A 21797-nucleotide genomic window follows, 5' to 3' on the forward strand; every position below is an offset into this window, starting at 1 on the left:
GCACCGGCTGGCAGACACATTGAACTTGCTTACGCATCGGGTGGAAAACGACCATGAGCACTCAAACGGACAATCGCGCGTTGCTGCGCTCGCTCGGCATCCAGAAGCCGATCATTCAGGCGCCCATGGCGGGCGTCACCACGCCGGCGCTGGCCGCCGCGGTGTCGAACGCGGGCGGCCTCGGCTCGCTCGGCGTGGCCGCGATGAGCGCGGAGAACGCGCGCCGCGCGATCCACCAGACCCGCGAGCTGACGACGCGGCCGTTCAACGTCAACGTGTTCTGCCATCGCCCGGCCACGCCCGATGCCGCCGTCGAGCGCGCCTGGCTCGACTGGCTCGAACCCGTGTTCCGGCAATACGGCGCGACGCCGCCGGCGTCGCTCGCCGAGATATACACGAGCTTCGTCGTCGACACAGCGATGCAAGCGATGCTGCTCGCGGAAAAACCGGCCGTGGTGAGCTTCCATTTCGGCTTGCCGCCCGATGCGGTGATCGCGCAGCTGAAGCACGCGGGCATCCGGTTGCTGGCGAGCGCCACCCATCTCGACGAAGCGGCAGCGGCCGTCGAGGCCGGTGTCGACGCGATCGTCGCCCAGGGCATCGAAGCGGGCGGCCATCGCGGCGTGTTCGACACGACCGGGCGCGACGAGCGCCTCGGCACCTTCGCGCTCACGCGCCTGCTGGTCAGCGAGTTCGACGTGCCCGTGATCGCGGCGGGCGGCATCATGGACGGCGCGGGCATCGCGGCCGCGCTCGCGCTGGGCGCGCAGGCGGCGCAACTGGGCACGGCGTTCGTCGCGTGTCCTGAGACCTCGATCGACGACGGTTACCGCCGCGCGTTGCTCAGCGATGCGGCGCGCTCGACGACCTTCACGTCGGCCATTTCGGGGCGCCTCGCGCGCAGCATCGTCAATCGCTTCACCGCGCTCGGCGAGGACCCGCGGGCGCCGCGCACGCCGTCCTATCCGATCACCTACGACGCGGGCAAAGCGCTCAATGCGGCGGCCAAGGCCAAGGGGGAGTTCGGCTACGGCGCGCAATGGGCGGGCCAGGCCGCGCCGCTTGCGCGCTCGTTGCCGGCGGGCGAACTGATGGCGCAGCTCGAACGCGAAACGCGGGAAAGCATCGCGCGGCTGCATGCGGCGTGGAACTGAGCAGTCTGAGTTCCATGCTTCCAGCGCGGCCGGGATCGACAGGTCGATGAGCCAAACGACAAAGGCGAACTGGCATGCAACGCAAATTCGACGATCTGCTGCTCGGCAGCATCGAGCTTTTCTGCCTCGCGGCGGAGCTGGGAAGCTTCACGCTGGCGGCCAACGCCGCGAGCGTCACCCCGGCGGCCGTGAGCCGGTCGGTGGCGCGGCTCGAGGAGCGGCTCGGCGTGCGCCTGTTCGTGCGCACCACGCGCCAGATCCGCCTGACCGACGCGGGGCGGCGCTACTTCGAGCAATGCCGTGAGGCCCTGTCGCAACTCGCGGACGCCGAGCGTGAAGTGACGGGCGAGCAGACCACGCCGGCCGGCGTGCTGCGCATCAGCATGCCGACGCCCTATGGGCACTATCGTGTCTTGCCGCTGCTGCCGGCCTTTCGCGAGCGCTATCCGCAAGTGCAGGTCGAGACGCACCTGAGCAACCGCAATATCGACTTCGCGGACGAAGGTTTCGATCTCGCGATACGCGGACGCGCGCCGGCCGATTCGAATCTCGTGGCACGCAAGCTCGAAGATGCGGAAATGGTCGTGGTGGCGACACCCGCCTATCTGAAGCGCAAGGGCGTGCCCAAAACCGTGGCGGACCTGCAGGCGCATGAATGCATCCAGTTCGAACTGCCAAGCAGCGGACGCCATCTCCCCTGGACCTTCGAAGACCCGCACGACGATGGTGACGTGCCGACGAGGGGCAGTTATGCCACCTCCGGCGACGCGCTTGCCGGCGTGACGCTTGCGCGTGCCGGCGCGGGCCTGTTTCAGACGTATCGCTTCGTGGTGGCGGACGACCTGCGTGAAGGCAGGCTCGTGGAGGTGTTGCGCGAAGCGGGCGGACGCACGCGGCCGTTCATCCTGCTCTATCCGCACGCGCGCTACCTGACTTCGCGCGTGCGGGCTTTCGTCGATTTTCTCGTCGAGCAGTTGGCGACACCCACGGCCCCAGCGGCGCCCACTCGCGCGCGCTGAGCTGCGCGCGCTTCGCTCAGTGGCCCGCGCTCTGGCCGCCGTCCACGTGCAGGATCTCGCCGGTCACGAACGGCGCCGAGTCGAGATAGAGAATCGCGTTGACGATGTCGCTCATCTCGCCCATATGACCCATTGGATGCAGTGCGCCGAGCGCCGCATAGGTTTCGGGCGCATGCATCGGTGACTTGATGATGCCGGGCGAAACCGCGTTGACGCGAATGCCGCGCTTCGCATACTCGATCGCGAGCGAGCGCGTCGCCGCGGCGAGGCCGCCCTTGGTCAGCGAGGCCAGCACCGACGGAACGCCTTCGACCGCGTGATCGACGAGGGTGGTCGTGATGTTGACCACGTGTCCGCGCTCACGCTTTTCCATCTCGGCAATCGCGAGCTGCGTGATATGGAAGAATCCCGCGAGATTGATGCCCGTGACCGTCGCGTAGTCTTCGGCGGTGTATTGGGTGAACGGCTTGGCCAGGAAAATGCCCGCATTGTTGACGAGCGTATCGACACGTCCGAAACGCGCGATGGCCGTCTCGATGACCCGTCGAGCGGTGGCCGGATCGGCGATGTCGCCGGCCACCGTGACGAGGTCAGGATCATCGGATGGTTTGATGCTGCGCGATGTCGCGACCACCTGATGGCCGAGCTTGCGAAATGCGTCGACTGTTTCGGCGCCGATGCCTTGCGATGCACCGGTGACCACGATGACTTTGGAAGCGTGACTCATGATGAACCTCGAAGTAAGTTGAACCTGCTAGTTGCGATCGGGCTAAAGGCTCCGATGGGTTCAATGTATGCGGCCGCGCTTCGCTTTTGAACACAAGCCATGGACAAACACTTGTGAGCCACAGGAACAAAAGGCGAGGGACTACACCTGTCCAGACATGAGTCGGCGACGTTCAGGACGCCTGCGTGCGTGGGTCGTGGTCGAACTCGAGTCTGATCCCGCCCGGTTCGTACACCATCGTATGGCGTTTGGGCCCGGGGCCGAGGTCTTCGGGCGCGAATTCGACTTTCACACCGGGCCACGCGGACACGCGCGAGAAGATCTCGTCGAGCGCTTGCTCGCTACCGACGCGCAACGCAAGATGATGCAGTCCGACATGGACCTTGCGATCGAATTCGACGAGACGGCTTGGGTCGGTGACTTGCCAGAGCGTCAACACGACGTGTCCGTCCGACACGAATGCCGCCGGGTAAGCGGGCCTTTCGCCGACCTGCTTCCAGCCCAGACACTGCACGAAGAAGTCGCGCGTGAGGTTCAGATCACGGACGGTGAGTCCGAGGTGGTCGATACCCAGCGTAAGCGGTGCGTCAGTCATCGTGGTTTCCTCCTGAAGAGAGAGTAGGCAGCGGTCGAGCCCGTGCCCGGAACAATATAGCCCCAAAAAATCGCGGCGATTGTTGCCAGCGGCTGAACTCAGTTTTGACGCGGTGGATCGCAGACGGCCAGGAAACCCGCTTGCATAAATCTGCATTGTCAAATATAGTCAAGTCAGATATCGAGGAGGTGAGCGATGGACGATTCCGTCAACGAAGACTTCGAGCGCACGCAGAAGCTGATGTCCGTGCTAGGTCAGGCACGTCAGCTGATTGCAGGCGAACTGAGGGCAGGGCTCGCGGATGCGGGACTGAATCTGCAGGAGCGCGCCGTCCTGCTCACGCTGGCGCACGGTAGCGTGAGAACGCCGGCGGCGTTGTCGAAGCTGGCCGGCGTCCATCCCGCCCGGATGACGCGCGTGCTGGACAAGCTCGAAAGTAACGGCCTGATCGAGCGCGCCCGCAACGGTCGGGATCGCCGCCTCGTGGATGTTTCGTTGACGCGGGAAGGGCAGGCCGTCGCCGCCCGCAACGCACGGGTTGCACTGGGTGCATGGAGCGAGCGGCTCTCACACTTCTCGAAGTCGGACTTCGATACGTTGAGCGCGCTGCTTTCACGACTGATTGGCCACTGAGGTGGCATTTTTTTTACCGATTTATCTGACAGATCAGATAAATGCCCGTTGCGGACGGGCGCTTCGAACCGAGACGAGGACGTGACATGAATCCATCGAGCAACCCAGCCGCGCCGGCCCAGCTGAGCGGCGCGAAGTTTGCGATCGGCACGTTTGCCGTGGCGCTCGCCACTTTTATGAATGTGCTGGATTCGTCGATCGCCAATGTCGCGATTCCGACGCTCTCCGGCAACCTCGGCGTATCGATCGACGAGGGGACGTGGGTCATCACACTGTTTGCCGCGGCCAACGCGGTGTCGATTCCGTTGACAGGGTGGCTTACGCAGCGCATCGGCCAGGTCAAGCTGTTCGTCTGGGCGATCCTGCTGTTCGTGCTGTCGTCGGCGGCGTGCGGCATGGCGCCCAATCTGCTGACGCTGCTCGCCGCCCGCGTCGTGCAGGGCGCCGTGGCGGGGCCGCTGGTGCCGTTGTCGCAGGCCTTGCTGCTCGGGTCGTTTCCCAAGGAAAAGAGTTCGAACGCGCTGGCGCTGTGGGCCATGACCGCGACGGTCGGGCCCATCGCGGGGCCGGCGCTGGGCGGCTGGATTACCGACAGCTACAGCTGGTCGTGGATTTTCTACATCAACGTGCCGGTGGGCCTCTTTGCCGCCGGCGCGATCTGGGCCATCTATCGCGATCGCGAGACGCCGACCCGCAAAATCCCGATCGACAAGGTCGGACTGATCTCGCTGATCGCGTGGGTCGCACCGCTGCAGATCATGCTCGACAAGGGCCGCGACCTCGACTGGTTCAGCTCGCCCGTGATCTGGGCACTGACGATCGTCGCCGTGGTCAGCTTCCTGTTCTTCCTGATCTGGGAATTGACTGAGGAAAAGCCGATCGTCAACTTGCGGCTTTTCGCCAGACGTAACTTCCTCGGCGGCACGATTGCGATTTCGGTCGCCTACGCGATCTTTTTCGCCAACCTCGTGATCCTGCCGCAGTGGATTCAGGGCTTTCTGGGCTACCGGGCGGTGGACGCCGGGCTCGTGACCGCGCCGCTCGGCATTTTTGCCGTGATCCTCGCCCCAGTGATGGGCAAGATCATGCCGCGCTCCGACATGCGGGTGCTTGCCACGCTGGCGTTCGCGGGATTCGCCGCGGTGTTCTTCATGCGCTCGAACTACACCACCGGCGTCGATGCATGGACGCTGGTTTTGCCGACGCTGCTGCAAGGCATTCCGACCGCGCTGTTCTTCACGCCGCTCACCGCGATCATCCTGTCGGGTCTGTCGCCGGAGGAGATTCCGGCGGCAGCGGGCCTGTCGAACTTCGCGCGCATTCTTGCCGGCGCGGTGGGCACGTCGTTGATGAGCAACGCGTGGAACGACCGCACGATCCTTCACCACGCGCGCCTCGCCGAGCAAACGAGCGTGGACGACCCAGGGTTCACCGGCGCGATCGCGCATCTGCAGGCGGCGCTGGACGCAGGCGTTCCCAAGGCCACCGCCTTTTACGAAGCCTCGCTCAACGCGCAGGCCACGATGCTGGGCCTGAACGACATCTTCTGGATCTCGGCGGTGATCTTTATCGTGATCATCCCGCTGATCTGGATCACGAAGCCGACCAAAGGTGGTGCCGCGGGCGCGGCAGGCGCCGGCGGACATTGAACCCGATTGGGAAACCCGGTCCGGATGGCAAATGAACGCCGCAAATTCCTCCTTGACATTATCTGATAATGCAGATATTGTTCAAATCAACAAGGAGAGCACCGCCATGGACCACTACACGACGAAGAATTTCATGCTGACAGACAGTATCGGTTTCAGGCTCGTCAAGGCACGCAACGTGGTCGTTGCGGAAATGGACGCGGCGCTCAAGGACCTCGACATCAACGGCCAGCAGATGGGCATCCTGCTTTCCCTCAAGCAGGGTGTGGCGAGCACGCCTTTCGAGCTGTCGAAACTGCTCGGAATCGACACCGGCCTGATGACGCGGATGCTGGACAAGCTGGAATCCAAGGGACTGCTGGAACGATCGCGCGACCCGGAAGATCGCCGCGTGGTCAATCTGACGTTGACCGCGGCGGGGCTGAAAACCGCCGCGCGGATTCCGGAAATCGCCCCGCATGTGTTGAACGCCCGCTTGCGCAAATTCACGAAGGCCGAGTTTGCCGAGCTGAACCGCCTGCTTCGCAAGTTGACAGACGACTGAGCGGCGCGGCCGTGTGCCGCGCTTTTTTTCACCCATTAATCTGATTTGTCAGAAAATGAAAACGCAGACTTCTCAAGCAAACACCGTCGCCCGTTCGCTGAAGCTCGGTGTTTCGGTGATCTCCTTCGCAGTGCTGTCGGCATGCGCAAACTATGCGGGCATCCACAGCGACAAGCAGATCGACCCACCCCAACAGCTGGAAACGACGCAGAGCCTCCCGCAGGAGCAGGGGCACTGGCCGTCCGTCGACTGGGTCGACCAGTTCGGCGATGCGCAACTGAAAGCGTTGATCGCCGAGGCGCTGCAAGGCAGCCCGACGCTCGACCAGGCGCGCGCGCGAGTCGAGCAGGCGCAAGCCTATCGCGAAACGGCGAGGGCGAGCACGCTGCCGCACGTCAACGCCGACTACTCGCTGACACGCCAGCAGTTCAGCAGTACCGCCTTGATTCCGCCGCCCTATGCCGGCTCCTGGCAGACGGAGAACAAGGGGCTCCTGAGCGCTTCCTACGATCTCGACCTGTGGGGCAAGAACCGCGAGGCGTTGCGGGCGGCCGTGTCGGAGCAGGCCGCGAGCGAGGCTGATGAAGAGGTCGTCAAGCTCACGCTCGATACCTCGATCGCCCGCAGTTACAACGAGCTGGCGCGGCTCTACGCACTGCGCGACATCGCGCAGCAGGAAGTCGCGCGGCGCGAGCAGATCGACCGCATCACCGCGGGCCGGATCGCAACGGGCCTCGATACCGAAGTGGAACGCAAGACGGCCGAGGCGAATCTGTCGACGAGTCGCGCGAACGTGAGCGCGCTCGACGGCAGCATCCTGACCACTCGCTATCAATTGGCGGCGCTGCTCGGCAAGGGTCCGGACCGCGGCCTCTCGATCACGCGGCCGGCGCTCGGCGTCGGCGACGACGTACGTCTGCCGGACAACCTGCCTGCCGACCTGCTGAGCCGGCGGCCCGACATCGTTGCGGCGCGCTGGCGTGTTGACGCGATCACGCACGAGGTGAAGGAAGCGAAGGCCGAGTTCTATCCCGACATCAACCTGAGCGCCGCGATCGGGCTCGACGCGTTCGGCTTCGGCCGCTTCCTGAGCGCCGCGAGCCGCACCGCCTCGGTGGGTCCGGCGATCCATCTGCCGATCTTCGACGCGGGCGAGCTGCGCGCCCAGTTGAAGGGCCGCTACGCCGAGTTCGACTACGCGGTGGCGACCTACAACCAGACGTTGATCGGCGCGCTGAGCGGTGTGGCAACGCAGCTCGCGCAGATCCGTTCGAGCGACGCGCAGCTCGGCGACGCGCAAGCCGCGCAGCAGGCCGCGCGCGAGGCCGATCAACTGGCGACCACGCAATACAAGGCCGGTCTCACCAATCAACTGACGGTACTCAATGCCGACGTCACGGCGCTGAATGCCGACGAAGCGGTCGCCAACCTGAAGATGAACCGCCGCGACCAGCAGATCGAGCTCGCATCGTCGCTTGGCGGCGGCTATGTCGATGCGTCGGCCGATACCGACCATCACACGGATGTCGCCGCCTTATCCACCAGTCAAGTCAATCCCGGCGCGACCGCCCGCTCAACAGCACGTTGAACGGCACGTCAGGAACCCTATCAGGAGAACTGCAATGAGCGATTCGATCACGACCGACCGCGAACTGGCGGATCAGGACGACGACCATCAGGCCCCCGGTGCGCAAGCACCTGGCGCTTCCCAGACCGACAACCCGGCCACGCCGCCGTCGCGCCGCAAGCGCCTGATCGCGCTGCTCGGCGCCGCGGTCGTGGTCGCGAGCGCGGCCTACGGCGCGTACTACTTCACCGAGGGCCGCTATCACCAGGACACCGACGACGCGTACGTCAGCGGCAATCTCGTGCAACTGACGCCGCAAGTGACCGGCACGGTGATCGCCGTCAACACCGACGACACGCAGATCGTCAAGGAAGGCGATCCCGTCGTCACGCTCGATCCGGCCGATGCGAAGCTGGCGCTCGCCGATGCCGAAGCGCAGCTTGGCCAGACCGTGCGGCGCGTCAGCGGCCTCTATGTGAACAACGACTTCTACGCGGCGAACGTCGCGCAGCGCGAAGCCGATCTGTCGCGCGCCCGCGACGATCTTCGCCGTCGCGCGGCGGTCGCCGACACCGGTGCCGTGTCCGCCGAAGACATCGCGCACGCCCGCGACGCGGTGAGCGTCGCTCAGGCCGCGCTCGATGCCGCGCGCCAGCAGGGCGAGGCCAACCACGCGCTGACCGACCGCACCACGGTCCAACAGCATCCGGACGTGCAGGCCGCCGCCGCGAAAGTGCGCACCGCGTGGCTCGCCTATGCACGCGATACCTTGCCGGCGCCGGTGACCGGCTATGTCGCCCAGCGCCGGGTTCAGGTGGGTCAGCGCGTGGCGCCCGGCACGCCGCTGATGGCAATCGTGCCGCTCGACGGTGTCTGGGTCGACGCGAACTTCAAGGAAGTGCAGCTCAAGCATATGCGGATTGGCCAGCCGGTCACGCTGACCTCAGACGTCTACGGTCGAGGTGCCCGCTATCACGGGCGTATCGAGGGCTTCTCGGCGGGCACGGGCAGCGCGTTCGCGACGCTGCCGGCGCAGAACGCCACGGGCAACTGGATCAAGATCGTGCAACGGCTGCCCGTGCGCATCGCGCTCGATCCGGCCGAACTGGCCGCGCATCCGCTGCGCATCGGCCTTTCGATGACGGTCGATACCGACACGCGCGACGAATCCGGTTCGCAGCTCGGCGCGGCGCAGAACACGCGCTATCAGACCGATGTTTTCGCGCAGTACGACAAGCAAGCCGACGCCGAAATCGACAAGATCATCCAGCAGAACGAAATGGTTTCACGCGCGACTGCCGCGCAGTCTCAACCGCAAACTGAACGCGTGGCGTCGCACGAGCGCAAGGCAAAGGCGGGTTGAAGCGAGGCTGGCGCAGGCTGTCGCGACACGGCGCGAAGCCGCCGGTTATTGGGGCGGGGCTCAGCGAGCGAGCACCGCCTCACCCCCGGCCAATGCTTTCAGTACACGCACCGCAGCTTTCTACAACTGCAAGCGAATCTGTTCGACAAACCGGCGGATGACGTCTTCGTTGCGCGAGAGAAATATCCATTGCCCGGCTCGCCTGGGAACCAGAAGCCCCGCTTCGACGAGTACCGCGATATGCGCCGAAACGGTCGACTGGGACAGCCCGCTGCGCGCGTGGATGGCTTGCACTGGAACGCCGCGCCCAAAGTCCGCATAGCCGTCCGGAAAGGTCTCGGCGGGGGCTCTCAACCACAAGAGGATGTCGCGCCGCAGCGGATTCGCGAGCGCCTTATGAATCAGGTTCGTGTCTATCATCAGGTGTTCCGTGTCCGTGCGGCGCTTCGAGGCGGCAGCGTCGAGAACGCCGCGCCAATCGCTCCGGCCGCGTGTTCGCCGAGGTCTTCCCGCACGAGTGCCAGGGCGAGGGGAATGCCGGCACGCGCGCCGCCCGACGAGTACAGGTTGCCATCCTTCAGACACCCCGGATTCGACATCACGTGCACGCGCGGATAGTCGGCGGCGAGGCGCCGGGCGTCGCGCCAGTGCGTGGTCAGGCAGCGACCATCGACGAGACCGGCCTGCGCCAGCAAAAACGCGCCGTTGGAAATGCAGGCGAGCCGCCGTGTGTTGGGCCCCGCCTCGCGCAACCAGTCGACGAGCTCGCGATGCTCGCGCGCCGAACCGACCACCGGCGAGCCTGGCACCACGACGATGTCGAACGGCGGGAGCGTATCGAACAGACACGCCGTGGCCCCCACCACGGTCCCGTTCGATGACAACACCGGCCCCGGCGATGGCCCGATCAAATGCGCTTCATAGAGGACGCCGCCATACAGACGGTTGGCCTGATGAAACACCTCCATCGGGCCGCTGACCTCGAGCAACTGAAATCCCGCATAGAGCATCATCGCGACACGCATGCGCGTTCAGCCGGTGAACGCACGCGAGACGAGCGCGGATTGCGTCGCCACATGCGCCGAATGCGATCCGGGTGCGGTCGATGCGGACGCGTCGGGCCCTGCGTACAGCAACTTCGTGCCGGGAAGCGCAAGCTCGCGTAGCAGCGGCTCGACGAAATGCCATGCGCCCTGGTTGCGCGCTTCCTCCTGACACCAGACCACGGTATCGAGCTTCGGAAAGCCTGCGAGTTCGGCAGCCAGCTGTTCGCCCGGAAACGGATAGAGCTGCTCGATGCGAATGATCGCGGTGTCGGCCGCTCCGGACTTGCGACGATGGTCGAGCAGGTCGAAGTAGACCTTGCCGCTCGCCAGAATCACACGCTCGACACGCGCGGCGCGCGACGCGTCGATCTGTGCGTCCGGCAGAAGCTCGCGGAATTCGCCGGAGCTCAAGTCGTCGAGCGTGCTGGTCGCTTCGGGGTGGCGCAGCAGTGACTTTGGCGTCATCACGACGAGCGGGCGCTGATCTGAATCACGTGCCTGCGTCAGCAGCAGATGGAACAGTTGCGCGGGCGTGGTCGGTTGCGTCACGCGCATATTGTTTTGCGCGCTCAATTGCAGGTAGCGCTCGAGTCTCGCCGACGCGTGCTCGGGGCCCTGGCCTTCCTGCCCGTGAGGCAGGAACAGCGTAAGGCCGCTGCGTTGTCCCCACTTTGCCGCGCCCGCGGCGATGAACTGGTCGATCACCACCTGCGCGCCATTGGCGAAGTCGCCGAACTGCGCCTCCCAGATCACCAACGCATTGCGATTCACGGTCGAATAACCGTACTCGAATGCCAGCACGGCGGCCTCGGAGAGGATCGAGTTCGTGACGGTGAAGCGGCCCTGCGTCGGGCCGATATGATCGAGCGGAACGAACACCCCATCCGGACGATGAACCCGTGTCTGATCATGCAGAACGGCGTGACGGTGATTGAAGGTCCCGCGCGCGCTGTCCTGGCCGCTCAATCGAACACTGGTCCCGGCCGCGAGCAACGACGCGAAGGCCAGATGCTCGCCCATGCCCCAATCGAGCCGGCGTTGTCCCGCGGCCATCTCCTGCCGGCCGCTGATCATCTTCCTGACGAGCGGATGAAGCACGAAGCCCTCGGGGACGGTCGAGATCCGCTGCGCGAAGCCGCGCAGTTCTTCGGCCGACGGGGCGACGGAGGAGGGGCCTGTCGGCGCGTCCAGCCGTGACCGGTCACCGGCGTCCTCGTGCAACGGCGACGCATCGGAACCGTCGGTTTCGTGCGCGCGCTCGAGCAGATCGCGGCGCGCGCTGACGTAGCGTTGCGCCGCGTCGGCGCTCAGCACACCCTGCTGGATCAGCTTGTTTGCGTAGATCGCTCTGACACCCGTATGACTCGCAATGGCGCGATACATCAGCGGCTGGGTGATGCCGGGCGTGTCCTGTTCCTGGTGCCCGTACTTGCGAAAGCAGACGAGATCGATGACGACGCTTCGTTTGAAGGTCGTGCGATAGTCGAGCGCGAGCCGCACCGCCATGGCGACCGCTTCGGGGTCGTCGCCGTTGACGTGCAGGATCGGCGCCTCGATCATCTTCGCGACGTCGGTCGTATGGAACGACGAGCGCGTGTCGCGCGGATCGGAAGTCGTGAAGCCGATCTGGTTGTTGACGACGACGTGGACGGTGCCGCCCGTGCCGTGTCCGCGCGTATAGGACAGGCTCAGCGTTTCCATCACGACACCCTGTCCGCTGATCGCCGCGTCACCGTGAATTTCGACCGGCAGCACGTCGTCGCCGTCGGCGCTGGCGGCCATGTCGGCCTTCGCGCGCGCCATGCCTTGCACGACCGGATTCACGATTTCCAGATGCGACGGATTGAACGCGAGCACGACTTCAACCGGACCGGCGTCGGTCTCGACCGTACTGGTATAGCCCTTGTGATACTTGACATCGACCGCCTGGAATTGCTCGGCATCCTTGCCGTCGAATTCGTCGAAAAGCGCGCGCAGCGGTTTGCCCACGATATTCACGAGCACGTTCAGACGGCCGCGATGCGCCATGCCCAACACCAGCGTGCGCAGTTTCTTCGACGCGCCATAGCGGATCAGTTCATCGAGTAGCACGATCAACGATTCGCCGCCTTCGAGCGAGAATCGCGTCTGCCCGACATAGCGTGCATGCAGGTATTTTTCGAGCCCTTCGGCCGCGCTCAGGCGTTCCAGCAGACGTCGCTTCTCCACAGCCTGCAGCGCTGGCATCGCGCGCGTGGATTCGAGCCGCATCTGCCACCAGCGCCGCTGCTGCGCGTCGGCGAGGTGCATGAACTCGGCGCCCAGTGTGCCCGTGTAGGTTTGCTCGAGCGCGGCGACGATGTCGTTCAGCGTTGCGTCGTCGTCGAACAGAAATGTGTCGGCGGTGCTGAACGTGGTCGCCATGTCGGCGGCCGACAGGCCGTAGTACGCCGGTGTCAATTCGGCGTAGGCGCGCGGCGGCGTCCACGCGAGCGGGTCGAGATCGGCGCGGCGCGCGCCGATCATCCGGTAAGCGGCGATCAGCGTCTGCACGGCCACCTGCTTTCTCGCGAGGGCCAGCGCGTCGGTCGCGCCATCAGCAGCGGCGATGACGGCACGGGGCGGCCGCTTCGCCATTTCGACGAAACTGGAGATGACGGGTGCGTGCGGCTCGTCGTCACGATCGCTGCCATCGATCGCCGGGGTGTCGCGCAATGCGTCGAACCACGCGCGCCACTCGCTCGTGACCGCATCCGGGTCGGCCAGGTAAAGCTCATATTGCGCTTCGACATAGGGCGCGTTGCCCCCGAACAGGAAAGAGCTCTGATGTTCCTTCAACATGATGAATCTGCCTTTGATCGCTGTGCGGTCGTGAGTGGCCGCAGTCGTGTACACAGTCTAGGTAGTCGATGCCCTGGCGGAAACGTGCCGATGGTGCGCTTGCCTGCCAATCAGTGGAGGTTTTGGGCCATCCGGGTGGGCCTGCCGCGTCCCGCGCCGGGTGCCGTTTTCAGCGGGTGATTTGTTACGTGCAGACACAAGACTTTTTCCAGGCACTGACGACACGTGCGGCTGACGATGCGATAAGCTGCCGCACGGCTTCGTTGGGATGCCCCAACGCAAACAGAGTCATCACCACGAAGGTCACGGTATGAAAGTCGCCATTGTTGTATTCGATGGTGTGCAAGCACTGGATGTAGCTGGCCCACTCGATGTGTTCGCCGAGGCGAATACGTTCCTTGCCGGGCATCAACGCTACGAGGTCACACTGGTCGGACGGGAGGCGGGCACCGTCACCTGCTCGAACGGCATGCAGCTGGCGGTTTCGTTCGGCTATGCCGACCGTGACATTCAATGGGATCTGCTGCTGGTCGCCGGAGGACCGCAGTTGCCCGATGCGCAGCCGTCGCATGAATTCCTGACATGGCTGCAGAATCAGGCGCGCGGCGCGAGCCGCTTCGGTTCCGTGTGCAATGGCGCCTTCGTGCTCGCCCATGCGGGGCTGCTCGACGGCAAGGACGTCACGACGCACTGGTCGGACGCGCAGCGGCTCTCCAATGAGTTTCCGCACGCCAACGTGCAGCCGGACAGGATCTTCGTTCGCGACGGGCGGCTCTTCACGTCGGCCGGCGTGACCGCAGGCATCGACCTGTGTCTGTCGCTGGTCGCCGAGGACTGGGGGCACGAGCTGGCGGTGCGGGTCGCGAAGCGTCTGGTCGTGTATATCCAGCGCGAAGGCGGCCAGTCCCAGTACAGCCCGTATATCGGCGCGGGCAAGGACGAGGATCCGATACTGACCAAGGTCTATCGCTACGTCAGCGAACACATCACCGATACGCTGTCGATCGAGGCACTGGCGAGCGCGGCCGCGGTGAGCCGTCGCACGCTGTCGCGGGTATTCGCACGGCATGCGAAGGTCACGCCCTCGGTATTCGTCGAGCAGGTGCGCGTCGACACGGCGAGGAAGCTGCTCGAGGATACCGATGCGCCACTGAAGACCGTCGCGTTCAAATGCGGCTTTCACAACGCCACGCATATGCGCACGACGTTCTCTCGGCGGCTGAACGTCACGCCGAAGCAATACCGGATGCGCTTCAGAGGCGAGGCGAGTGCGCAAGCATGACGCCATCGCGCAGCCGACGGGCGTGTCATCGGTGACGCACGACGATTCGGCGCAATCGCTGCCCGACATTGTTCAGCCCGGCCTGTCGATCCTTTTCTGCGGCATCAACCCCGGCTTGCAGGCGGCGTCGACGGGGCACCACTTCGCTGGCAGGGGCAACCGGTTCTGGAAGGTTCTCCATCGCGCCGGTTTCACGAACGACGAGTTTCGCCCCGAGAACGACCGGCAATTGTTGATCCATGGATATGGTCTGACCGCGGCCGTCGCACGTCCCACGGCACGTGCGGACCAATTGTCGAAGGCGGAGATTCAGGCGGCCGCCGCGCAATTCGAACTGAAGATACGACACTACGCGCCGCGCTTCATCGCGTTTCTCGGCAAGATGGCGCTCGCCGAAATGACCGGCCAGCGCGATATCGAATGGGGCTTGCAAGCCCGCGATTTCGGCGGGGCACGCGCATGGGTTCTGCCCAATCCGAGCGGCCTGAACCGTTCATTCAGCCTCGATGCCCTCGTGAGCGCCTATCGCGAACTCCGTCTTGCGACGGAGTCGTCGACGCAGACCGGCCTGGCAAGATTCTCGTAGTGGATGGCCCAAAACCGGCCGAGCAAAAACTTCAAAAAGATCGCTGTATCTCTGACAATTAAGCAATCGATGAACAGCAAGAAGGCGTGGCGAGTCAATGGCTCACCACCCTCATCGAGCAGCAGACCTAACTAAACGAGAGCAGTTGAAATCTTATCCGCAAGCAATAGCCGGCTCGATATGAGTCGCTGATCCCTATGAATGCGAACCCTATGACGACTGAAACGCAAGCGCCGCGTGTCCCGCTAGCGCTGGAGCGCGATGTCACGCGCGTGCAAACGCCACCGGCCCAACCGGCTGCCGCGCAGGTAACGTTGACGATGCGCATTGCGCTCGGGCTCGTCGGCATGTTGTTCGCATCGTTGCTGGCGATCCTCAACGAGCAGGTCACCGCGGCCGCGATGGCCGATATCCAGGGCGCGTTCCTGATCGGCCATGACGATGGCACGTGGCTCACCGCGCTGTTCGAAGCCGCGAACGTCGCGACGATGGTGTTTGCGCCGTGGTTCGGCATCACGTTCACGCTGAAGCGATTCACGATTGGCGCGGTGCGCGCGTCGATGTTGTTCGGCTTGCTGTGTCCGTTTGCGCCGAATCTGCCGACGCTTTACACATTGCGCATCCTGCAGGGCATCGCGGGCGGCTGCCTTCCGCCGATGCTGATCATCGTGGCACTGCGCTATCTGCCGCCCAATCTGAAGCTGTATGGGCTCGCCGGCTATGCGCTGACGGCGACGTTCGGGCCGGCCCTCGGCACGCCGCTCGCGGCGTTGTGGACCGAGTTCGTCGACTGGCGCATGGCGTTCTGGCAGATCATTCCGCTCGGCGTGCTGTGCTGCTTCGCGATCCAGCAGGGGCTTCCCGCGGATCCGCTGAAGCTGGAGCGGTTTCGCTCGTTCAACTGGATCGGTTTCGTGACCGGCTTTCCCGCCGTCGCGATGCTGGTGATCGGTCTTTTGCAAGGTGATCGTCTCGACTGGTTCGATTCGGCATTGATTCGCGTGATGTTCTGCGCGGGAGCGCTGCTGCTCGTCGCATTTCTGGTCAACGAATGGTTTCACCCCGTGCCGTTTTTCAAGCTGCCACTGTTGGCGCGCCGAAATTTCACGCACGGACTCTCGACCTTGCTTGGCACCGTGATCCTGCTGGTGGGCATCGCGGCCATCCCGGCCCGGTATCTCGCGGGAGTGCATGCATACAGGCCGCTGCAGAGCGCGCCGCTGTCGTTGTGGCTCGCCGTCCCGCTGTTGATCATGCTACCGCTGACGGCCGCCTTGCTGAATACGCGCCGCGCCGATCACCGCTGGGTGATCGCCACGGGGCTCGCGCTGATGGTCGCGACGTGCGCGCTCGGCAGCTTCATGACGTCCGAGTGGATTCGCGACAACTTCTACCTGCTGCAATCGATGCAGATCGTCGCGCAACCGATGGTGATCATGTCGATCCTGATGGGCGTGACGACGGGTTTGCCGCCCACCGAAGGGCCGTTCGCTTCGGCGATGTTCAATACCGTCAAGACATTCTCCGCGGCTGTGGCAACCGGGCTCATCGAAGGCGTGGGGACCGCGCGGGAGCATTTCCATTCGAGCATGCTGGTCGACCAGTTGGGAAATCGCGCGCTAGTGGCGAATCAGGCTGTCGCCGCGGACGGTCTCGGTCAGCTCGCGCACCGGCTCCACGAGCAGGCCGTGGTTCTGACTAGCGCCGATCTCTATCGCGTGATGGCCTGCGTCGCCGTTGCGCTTCTTCTACTGGTTCTCGTGCTGCCTGTGCGCATCTATCCGCCGTGGAGCACCACGCCGCCTTCTTCGCATTGAGGAGCGATTCCCATGTCATCGACCCTGCCATTCCCTTTGAAGATCTTTCGTGTTGCCGCTGTGAGCGTCGTCGTCGGCGTGGCCGCATGGGCCGGCACGAGGCTGTTGGCCAGCCCGACCACGGAATCCACGAACGACGCCTACGTCACCGCGGACTTCACGCTCGTCGCGCCGCGCGTCGCGGGCCAGATCACGGACGTCCTCGTCAACGACAACGAGGACGTGAAGGCGGGCCAGCTGCTCGTGCGCATCGATGACCGCGACTTTCGGGCGGCATTGCAGAGCGCCGAAGCGGAAGTGGCCGCCGCGAAGGCGTCGGTTGCGAACTTCGATGCCGAGATCGCGCGTCAGCCGTCGCTGGTCGGCGAGGCACGCGCCACGCTGCGCGCCGACGACGCGTCGCTCGGATTTGCGCGGGCCAACGCGTCGCGCTATCAGAACCTTTCGGACGCCGGCGCAGGGACCGCGCAGGAACAGCAACGGGCTTCGAGCACGCTCGCGCAACAGCTCGCGCAGCAGTCGCACGACGAGGCGGCGTTGACGGCCACCGAGCAGAATCTGGACGTGCTGCGCACGCAGCGCGACAAGGCCGCGGGCGCGCTGGCGCACGCCGAGGCGGCGCTCGGGCAGGCGCAGCTCAACCTTTCCTATACGGAGATTCGCGCGCCCGTCGACGGCAAGGTGGGTCGCCGTTCGGCGCGGGTAGGCGCATTCGTGACGCCCGGCGCGCCGGTGCTGGCGATCGTGCCGCTGGCGGATGCGTATGTGGTCGCCAATTTTCAGGAAAGCCAGATCACCCGCATGCGACCGGGTGAAAGCGTGCGGGTAACGGTGGACAGCCTGCCCGGCGTGGTGATCCGCGGCCGTATCGATAGCCTCGCGCCTGCCACCGGCGTGAGCTTCGCGCCGATCGCACCCGACAACGCAACGGGCAACTTCACGAAGGTCGTGCAGCGGGTGCCGGTCAAGATCGCGATCGATCGCGCGCAGGCGGGGGCATCGGCATTGAGCGTGGGGTTGTCGGTCGAAGCGGACGTCGCGGTGGGGCGCGGCGGCGAAGCGAGCGCCGAGGGAGCGGAAACGAAATGAATGCGAGTGAATACGCCATGCGCGCGATCATCGCGGCGGTCCTTACTTGCGTCGCATTGACGGGGTGCACGGTCGGCCCGAACTTCGAACGTCCGCAGACGGCCACGCCCGAGGTGTTCGATCGAACGCAAACCGCGCAGTCGCCGAGCAGACCCGTGCAAGCCGGGTTGGCGCCAGAGTGGTGGACCCTCTTCGACGATCCGGTATTGAACGATCTGGAAAAGCAACTGGCGGACGCCAACCTCGACGTGGCAGCGGCCTCGGCGCGCCTGTTGCAGAGCCGGGCCGAGCGCCGCGTCGCCGGCGCCGCGCAATATCCGACGCTCGATGGCGCCGCCTCGTACAACCGCGAGCGCGGCAGCGAAAACGGCATCCTGTCGCTGCTCGGCGTCACGCCGACGCAGAGCCAGCCGCAGTCGGCCTCCGGCAGCGCGCCGCTCGGCGTGGCGGCGTTGCCGGGCTCGTCGGGCTCGCCCGCCTACAACCTCTATCAGGCCGGCTTCGATGCATCGTGGGAGGTCGATCTGTGGGGGCACGTGCGCCGCAGCGTAGAAGCGGCGAGCGCGCTGTCCGAGGCCTCATACGAGGACCGCAACGCGGTGCTGTTGAGCGCCCGTGCGGAGCTGGCGCGCGACTATGTCGAGTTGCGCGACACGCAGGATCTGCTTGGGATCGCGAGACAGAACCTCGCGATCGCCAACGATGTGCTGAAGCTGACCCAGGTTCGCGCGCATGAAGGCGTCACGACGGATCTCGATGTGTCGAACGCGTCGGCGCAAGTGGAGAACATCGAAAGTCTGATTCCGACGCTCGAATCGCACAGCGAGACGACGATCAACGCAATCGGGCTGCTGCTTGGCCAGCAACCCGGTGCGCTGCGACAGACGCTGGGCGAGGAGCGGGAGGTGCCGGCGTTGCCCGCGCAGGTGCCGATCGGCTTTCCGTCCGAGCTCGTGCAGCGCCGCCCCGATATCCGCAAGGCGGAGGCGGACCTGCACGCGGCGACCGCGACCGTCGGCGTCGCGAAGGCCGATTTCTATCCACGCATCACACTGAACGGCAGCGCGGGCCTGCAGAGTCTGCAATTGTCGAGTCTCGGCAGCTGGGCGTCCGGGCAGTTCGTCGTCGGGCCGTCGATTACGTTGCCGATATTCGAAGGCGGCCGGCTGAAGGGCACGCTGCAACTGCGTGAGGCACAGCAACAGGAAGCCGCGATCGTCTACCGGCAAACGGTGCTGCGGGCGTGGCGGGAAGTCGACGACGCGCTCGTCACCTACGATGCCGAGCAACGCCGCCGCGACCGGCTCGCCACTGCCGTCAGCATGAACGAGCGCGCGCTCGTGGTCGCGCGGGAACGCTACAAGGCGGGCGCGCTCGACTATCTCGACGTGCTGAACGTACAGCGGCAATTGCTCGACGCGCAGAGCAATCTCCAGAAGAGCAAAGCCACCGCCGCGACGAACCTCATCACACTGTGCAAAGCGCTGGGAGGAGGGTGGGAGTCGACCTACGGCGCGGGATCGTAGATAGCGTGGATTCGCGGCGCGCTCAGGCCGCGCCCGCGCCGCGCAGTTCGCCCGAGATGCGCGCGTTCAGCCGCGGCGTCGCGAAGTCGAGGAACGCGCGCAGCTTCAAAGGCAGCGGCGTTTGCCCCGCATGCACGAGATGGACCGGCAGCGGCGCCGATTCGAACGCTTCGAGCACGATACGCAGTTCGTCCGCGCGGATCGCGTCGGCCACCTGGTAGGACAGCACGCGAATCAGTCCGACGCCGAGCGTCGCGGCGGCGATTGCGGCGTCCGCCGTATTCACGGCGAGGCGCGAGCGGACCGGCACCGACAGCGACGACTTGCCCGAGCCGAACGTCCACGCGCGCATCGACTCGAGCGCCTCGAACGTGATGCAACGATGGGCGCCGAGATCCGCCGGTTCGGCCGGCGCGCCCTTCGCGTCGAGGTAGGCGGGACTGCCGCAGATGACCCGGCGCACCGTGCCCACTCTGCGCGCGACGAGGCTGCTATCAGGCAATTCGCCGATCCGGATCGCGACGTCGGCGTGCTCGTCGATCAGATGCACGACGCGGTCCGTCAACACGAGATCGATGTCGATGTCCGGATAGTGCGCCAGAAAATCCGCAATCACCGGTACGACGTGCAGCCGGCCGAACACGATCGGCGCGCTCACCACGAGCTCGCCCTTGGGTGTCGCGTATTCGCCGGTCGCGGCGCGCTCGGCTTCGCCGATCTCTTCGAGGATGCGCCGGCATGCGGCGACGTATGCGGCGCCGGCTTCGGTCAACGATAGCTTACGCGTGGTGCGTTGGAGCAAACGCGTCTTCAGATGCGCTTCCAGTTCTCCCACCTTGCGGCTGACCGTGGCGAGCGGCATGTCGAGGTGGCGCGCGGCAGCCGACAGACTGCCTGCATCGACGACCGCGACGAGGATGGACATCGCTTCGAGGCGATTCATGATCCTATCAATTGGTGGAAGGATGAATCTCGATCGTGATGGATTCTCCTGGTGAATGCAAGAGCGTAACGTTCGAAGCTGGATCCCGGGTGACGGCATGTCGCCGCCATCGCCGGAGCGAACGAACCAACAAGGAGCTTGCCGTGCGCGAGTCAACCACCTCGACCGACCGTCCCGCTGCACCCGCATTCGCATCGCGCGGCAAGATCGTCATGATGGCGATCATCGCCGGCGCGGTGATCACCAACATCTACTGCACGCAGCCGATCCTGCCGCTGATCGCCGCGAGCCTGCGCGTCGACGTGACGACGGTCGATCTCGTCGCCGCCGCCGCGCTGCTCGGTTTTTCTAGCGGGCTCGCGTTGCTGTTGCCGCTCGGCGACCGCTTCGACCGCCGCAAGCTCGTGCTGATCCAGATCGCGCTCGCGCTCGTGTTCGGCGTGGCGGCGGCCGTTGCGCCCGGCATCTGGGCGCTCGTTGCGGCGTCGTTCGGCCTGGGTATCGTCAGCTGCGTGCCGCAGCAACTGGTGCCGTTCGCCGCCGTCATGTCGTTGCCGAGCGAGCGCGGGCGCAACGTCGGGACCGTCGTGAGCGGGATCATGGTCGGCATCCTCGCCGGCCGCACGATCGCGGGCGTGATTGGCGCGGCGTATGGCTGGCGCGCGGTGTATGGCGCCGAAGCGGCCTTCATGGTGCCGGTCTGGTTTGCGGCCGCGGCGCTGCTGCCGCGCGGCGTGCCGTCGACGAATCTTTCCTATGGGCGCCTGCTCGCTTCGCTGTGGCCGCTCGCGCGCGACAATCGTCCGATCCGCGAATCGATGCTGATCCAGGCGTTGCTGTGGGCCTGCTTCAACGCGTTCTGGGTCAACCTCGCCGCGCTGCTCGCGAGCGGTCCGTGGCATCTCGGCAGTGCGTGGGCCGGTGGCTTCGGCATGATCGGCGCGGCCGGCGCGTTCGCCGCCTCACTGGGCGGCAATGCGACCGATCGCGTCGGCTTTCGCAAGGTGATCGGCGCCAGTATCGGCATCGTCACGCTCGCGTACCTGCTTCTGTCGGGGGCGGCGAACTCGCTGACTCTGTTGATCGTGGGCGTGATCGTGCTCGATATCGGCGTGCAGTCGGGTCTCGTATCCAACCAGACGCGCGCGTTTTCGGTCGATCCGAAAGCGCAGGGCCGTATCAATAGTCTCTATATGACGGCGACGTTTTTCGGTGGCGCGGTCGGGGCGACCGTCAGCGGTTGGTTGATGACGCGCTTTGGCTGGACGGGCATCGTCGCGTTCGGTGTCGCGCTCGGCATTCTGGCTGCCGCGATTCATTGGGCCGGCGCGCCTCGCAAGACGGCGCTGCGGGTCGAGGCGAACCCCGAGTGACGTGATCCTGATGAACATCTGGCGATTCGAGTCGGCATGAACTCGACCGTCGCTGACTGGAGGT

Annotated in this window: 19 protein-coding genes; 13 read left to right on the forward strand and 6 right to left on the reverse strand. The window is 65.2% G+C overall.

The features are described 5' to 3' along the window. Positions 1-53 precede the first annotated feature (53 nt). Positions 54-1154, forward strand: a complete 1101-nt coding sequence (locus CI15_RS15210; RefSeq protein ID WP_062129152.1) for an NAD(P)H-dependent flavin oxidoreductase — start codon at positions 54-56, stop codon at positions 1152-1154. Between the two features lie 74 nt (positions 1155-1228). Then, the gene (locus tag CI15_RS15215; protein WP_062129154.1) at positions 1229-2173 is read left to right on the forward strand and encodes a LysR family transcriptional regulator; all 945 of its coding nucleotides are present in this window, start codon (positions 1229-1231) and stop codon (positions 2171-2173) included. A gap of 16 nt (positions 2174-2189) precedes the next feature. Here CI15_RS15215 and CI15_RS15220 read toward each other — a convergent pair whose 3' ends face one another. Together CI15_RS15220 and CI15_RS15225 are read right to left on the reverse strand one after the other, a co-directional pair. Beyond that, positions 2190-2900 (reverse strand): SDR family NAD(P)-dependent oxidoreductase, encoded by a 711-nt coding sequence (locus CI15_RS15220; protein WP_062129156.1) that lies wholly within the window; start codon positions 2898-2900, stop codon positions 2190-2192. 172 nt (positions 2901-3072) lie between these two features. Next, a complete protein-coding gene (locus CI15_RS15225) occupies positions 3073-3495 on the reverse strand; it encodes a VOC family protein (protein WP_062129158.1) in 423 nt (140 codons plus the stop codon). A 195-nt stretch (positions 3496-3690) separates the two neighbouring features. Between CI15_RS15225 and CI15_RS15230 the strand changes: the two genes are divergently transcribed. From CI15_RS15230 to CI15_RS15250, 5 genes are all read left to right on the forward strand, one after another. Beyond that, entirely contained in the window at positions 3691-4128 is a 438-nt protein-coding gene (locus CI15_RS15230; RefSeq protein WP_062129160.1) for a MarR family winged helix-turn-helix transcriptional regulator, read from the forward strand. An 86-nt stretch (positions 4129-4214) separates the two neighbouring features. Then, positions 4215-5777, forward strand: coding sequence for a DHA2 family efflux MFS transporter permease subunit (locus CI15_RS15235; RefSeq protein ID WP_062129162.1), 1563 nt, complete (start codon positions 4215-4217; stop codon positions 5775-5777). Between the two features lie 106 nt (positions 5778-5883). Further along, a complete protein-coding gene (locus CI15_RS15240; protein WP_062129164.1) occupies positions 5884-6321 on the forward strand; it encodes a MarR family winged helix-turn-helix transcriptional regulator in 438 nt (145 codons plus the stop codon). 55 nt (positions 6322-6376) lie between these two features. Then, entirely contained in the window at positions 6377-7909 is a 1533-nt protein-coding gene (locus tag CI15_RS15245; protein ID WP_062129166.1) for an efflux transporter outer membrane subunit, read from the forward strand. Between the two features lie 34 nt (positions 7910-7943). Next, complete coding sequence (locus CI15_RS15250) at positions 7944-9251, forward strand: HlyD/EmrA/EmrK family protein (RefSeq protein ID WP_062129168.1); 1308 nt, start codon at positions 7944-7946, stop codon at positions 9249-9251. Positions 9252-9371: 120 nt separating this feature from the next. On the opposite strand, the gene CI15_RS15255 is transcribed toward CI15_RS15250, so the two are convergent. From CI15_RS15255 to CI15_RS15265, 3 genes are read right to left on the reverse strand one after another with little or no spacing between them, the layout of a single operon-like run. After that, entirely contained in the window at positions 9372-9671 is a 300-nt protein-coding gene (locus CI15_RS15255) for an ArsR/SmtB family transcription factor (RefSeq protein ID WP_062129169.1), read from the reverse strand. Continuing rightward, on the reverse strand, positions 9671-10276 hold the full coding sequence (locus CI15_RS15260; RefSeq protein WP_062129170.1) for an AraC family transcriptional regulator: 606 nt from the start codon (positions 10274-10276) through the stop codon (positions 9671-9673). The genes CI15_RS15255 and CI15_RS15260 overlap by 1 nt, the downstream gene beginning before the upstream one ends. Positions 10277-10282: 6 nt before the next feature. Beyond that, the gene (locus CI15_RS15265) at positions 10283-13117 is read right to left on the reverse strand and encodes a 2-oxoglutarate dehydrogenase E1 component (protein WP_062129171.1); all 2835 of its coding nucleotides are present in this window, start codon (positions 13115-13117) and stop codon (positions 10283-10285) included. Positions 13118-13427: 310 nt separating this feature from the next. Here CI15_RS15265 and CI15_RS15270 point away from each other — a divergent pair, with 310 nt between their 5' ends. The 5 genes from CI15_RS15270 to CI15_RS15290 all read left to right on the forward strand — a co-directional run bounded on the left by CI15_RS15270 (position 13428) and on the right by CI15_RS15290 (position 19417). After that, positions 13428-14399 carry a GlxA family transcriptional regulator gene (locus CI15_RS15270; RefSeq protein WP_062129172.1) on the forward strand — a complete coding sequence of 324 codons (972 nt, stop codon included), beginning with the start codon at positions 13428-13430 and terminating at the stop codon, positions 14397-14399. Further along, entirely contained in the window at positions 14386-14985 is a 600-nt protein-coding gene (gene mug, locus CI15_RS15275) for a G/U mismatch-specific DNA glycosylase (protein ID WP_082814217.1), read from the forward strand. Before CI15_RS15270 ends, mug begins: the two co-directional genes overlap by 14 nt. A 212-nt stretch (positions 14986-15197) precedes the next feature. After that, complete coding sequence (locus CI15_RS15280; protein WP_241495845.1) at positions 15198-16802, forward strand: MFS transporter; 1605 nt, start codon at positions 15198-15200, stop codon at positions 16800-16802. A 12-nt stretch (positions 16803-16814) separates the two neighbouring features. Beyond that, complete coding sequence (locus tag CI15_RS15285; protein WP_062129174.1) at positions 16815-17891, forward strand: HlyD family secretion protein; 1077 nt, start codon at positions 16815-16817, stop codon at positions 17889-17891. After that, positions 17888-19417 (forward strand): efflux transporter outer membrane subunit, encoded by a 1530-nt coding sequence (locus CI15_RS15290; protein ID WP_062129175.1) that lies wholly within the window; start codon positions 17888-17890, stop codon positions 19415-19417. Before CI15_RS15285 ends, CI15_RS15290 begins: the two co-directional genes overlap by 4 nt. A gap of 22 nt (positions 19418-19439) precedes the next feature. On the opposite strand, the gene CI15_RS15295 is transcribed toward CI15_RS15290, so the two are convergent. After that, on the reverse strand, positions 19440-20360 hold the full coding sequence (locus tag CI15_RS15295; RefSeq protein WP_062129176.1) for a LysR family transcriptional regulator: 921 nt from the start codon (positions 20358-20360) through the stop codon (positions 19440-19442). 143 nt (positions 20361-20503) lie between these two features. Here CI15_RS15295 and CI15_RS15300 point away from each other — a divergent pair, with 143 nt between their 5' ends. Continuing rightward, complete coding sequence (locus tag CI15_RS15300) at positions 20504-21733, forward strand: MFS transporter (protein WP_062129177.1); 1230 nt, start codon at positions 20504-20506, stop codon at positions 21731-21733. The last annotated feature ends 64 nt before the right edge of the window (positions 21734-21797 follow it).

Source organism: Paraburkholderia monticola (assembly GCF_001580545.1).
Classification (GTDB): Bacteria; Pseudomonadota; Gammaproteobacteria; order Burkholderiales; family Burkholderiaceae; genus Paraburkholderia; species Paraburkholderia monticola.

What these genes read in the sequence shown, in the direction of transcription:
- CI15_RS15250 (WP_062129168.1), top strand. Translation starts at nt 7,944, where the DNA reads ATGAGCGATTCGATCACGACCGACCGCGAACTGGCGGATCAGGACGAC.
- CI15_RS15265 (WP_062129171.1), bottom strand. Translation starts at nt 13,117, where the DNA reads ATGTTGAAGGAACATCAGAGCTCTTTCCTGTTCGGGGGCAACGCGCCC.
- CI15_RS15290 (WP_062129175.1), top strand. Translation starts at nt 17,888, where the DNA reads ATGAATGCGAGTGAATACGCCATGCGCGCGATCATCGCGGCGGTCCTT.
- CI15_RS15210 (WP_062129152.1), top strand. Translation starts at nt 54, where the DNA reads ATGAGCACTCAAACGGACAATCGCGCGTTGCTGCGCTCGCTCGGCATC.
- CI15_RS15255 (WP_062129169.1), bottom strand. Translation starts at nt 9,671, where the DNA reads ATGATAGACACGAACCTGATTCATAAGGCGCTCGCGAATCCGCTGCGG.
- CI15_RS15225 (WP_062129158.1), bottom strand. Translation starts at nt 3,495, where the DNA reads ATGACTGACGCACCGCTTACGCTGGGTATCGACCACCTCGGACTCACC.
- CI15_RS15230 (WP_062129160.1), top strand. Translation starts at nt 3,691, where the DNA reads ATGGACGATTCCGTCAACGAAGACTTCGAGCGCACGCAGAAGCTGATG.
- CI15_RS15295 (WP_062129176.1), bottom strand. Translation starts at nt 20,360, where the DNA reads ATGAATCGCCTCGAAGCGATGTCCATCCTCGTCGCGGTCGTCGATGCA.
- CI15_RS15245 (WP_062129166.1), top strand. Translation starts at nt 6,377, where the DNA reads ATGAAAACGCAGACTTCTCAAGCAAACACCGTCGCCCGTTCGCTGAAG.
- CI15_RS15280 (WP_241495845.1), top strand. Translation starts at nt 15,198, where the DNA reads ATGACGACTGAAACGCAAGCGCCGCGTGTCCCGCTAGCGCTGGAGCGC.
- CI15_RS15270 (WP_062129172.1), top strand. Translation starts at nt 13,428, where the DNA reads ATGAAAGTCGCCATTGTTGTATTCGATGGTGTGCAAGCACTGGATGTA.
- CI15_RS15285 (WP_062129174.1), top strand. Translation starts at nt 16,815, where the DNA reads ATGTCATCGACCCTGCCATTCCCTTTGAAGATCTTTCGTGTTGCCGCT.
- CI15_RS15260 (WP_062129170.1), bottom strand. Translation starts at nt 10,276, where the DNA reads ATGCGTGTCGCGATGATGCTCTATGCGGGATTTCAGTTGCTCGAGGTC.
- CI15_RS15240 (WP_062129164.1), top strand. Translation starts at nt 5,884, where the DNA reads ATGGACCACTACACGACGAAGAATTTCATGCTGACAGACAGTATCGGT.
- CI15_RS15235 (WP_062129162.1), top strand. Translation starts at nt 4,215, where the DNA reads ATGAATCCATCGAGCAACCCAGCCGCGCCGGCCCAGCTGAGCGGCGCG.
- CI15_RS15220 (WP_062129156.1), bottom strand. Translation starts at nt 2,900, where the DNA reads ATGAGTCACGCTTCCAAAGTCATCGTGGTCACCGGTGCATCGCAAGGC.
- CI15_RS15215 (WP_062129154.1), top strand. Translation starts at nt 1,229, where the DNA reads ATGCAACGCAAATTCGACGATCTGCTGCTCGGCAGCATCGAGCTTTTC.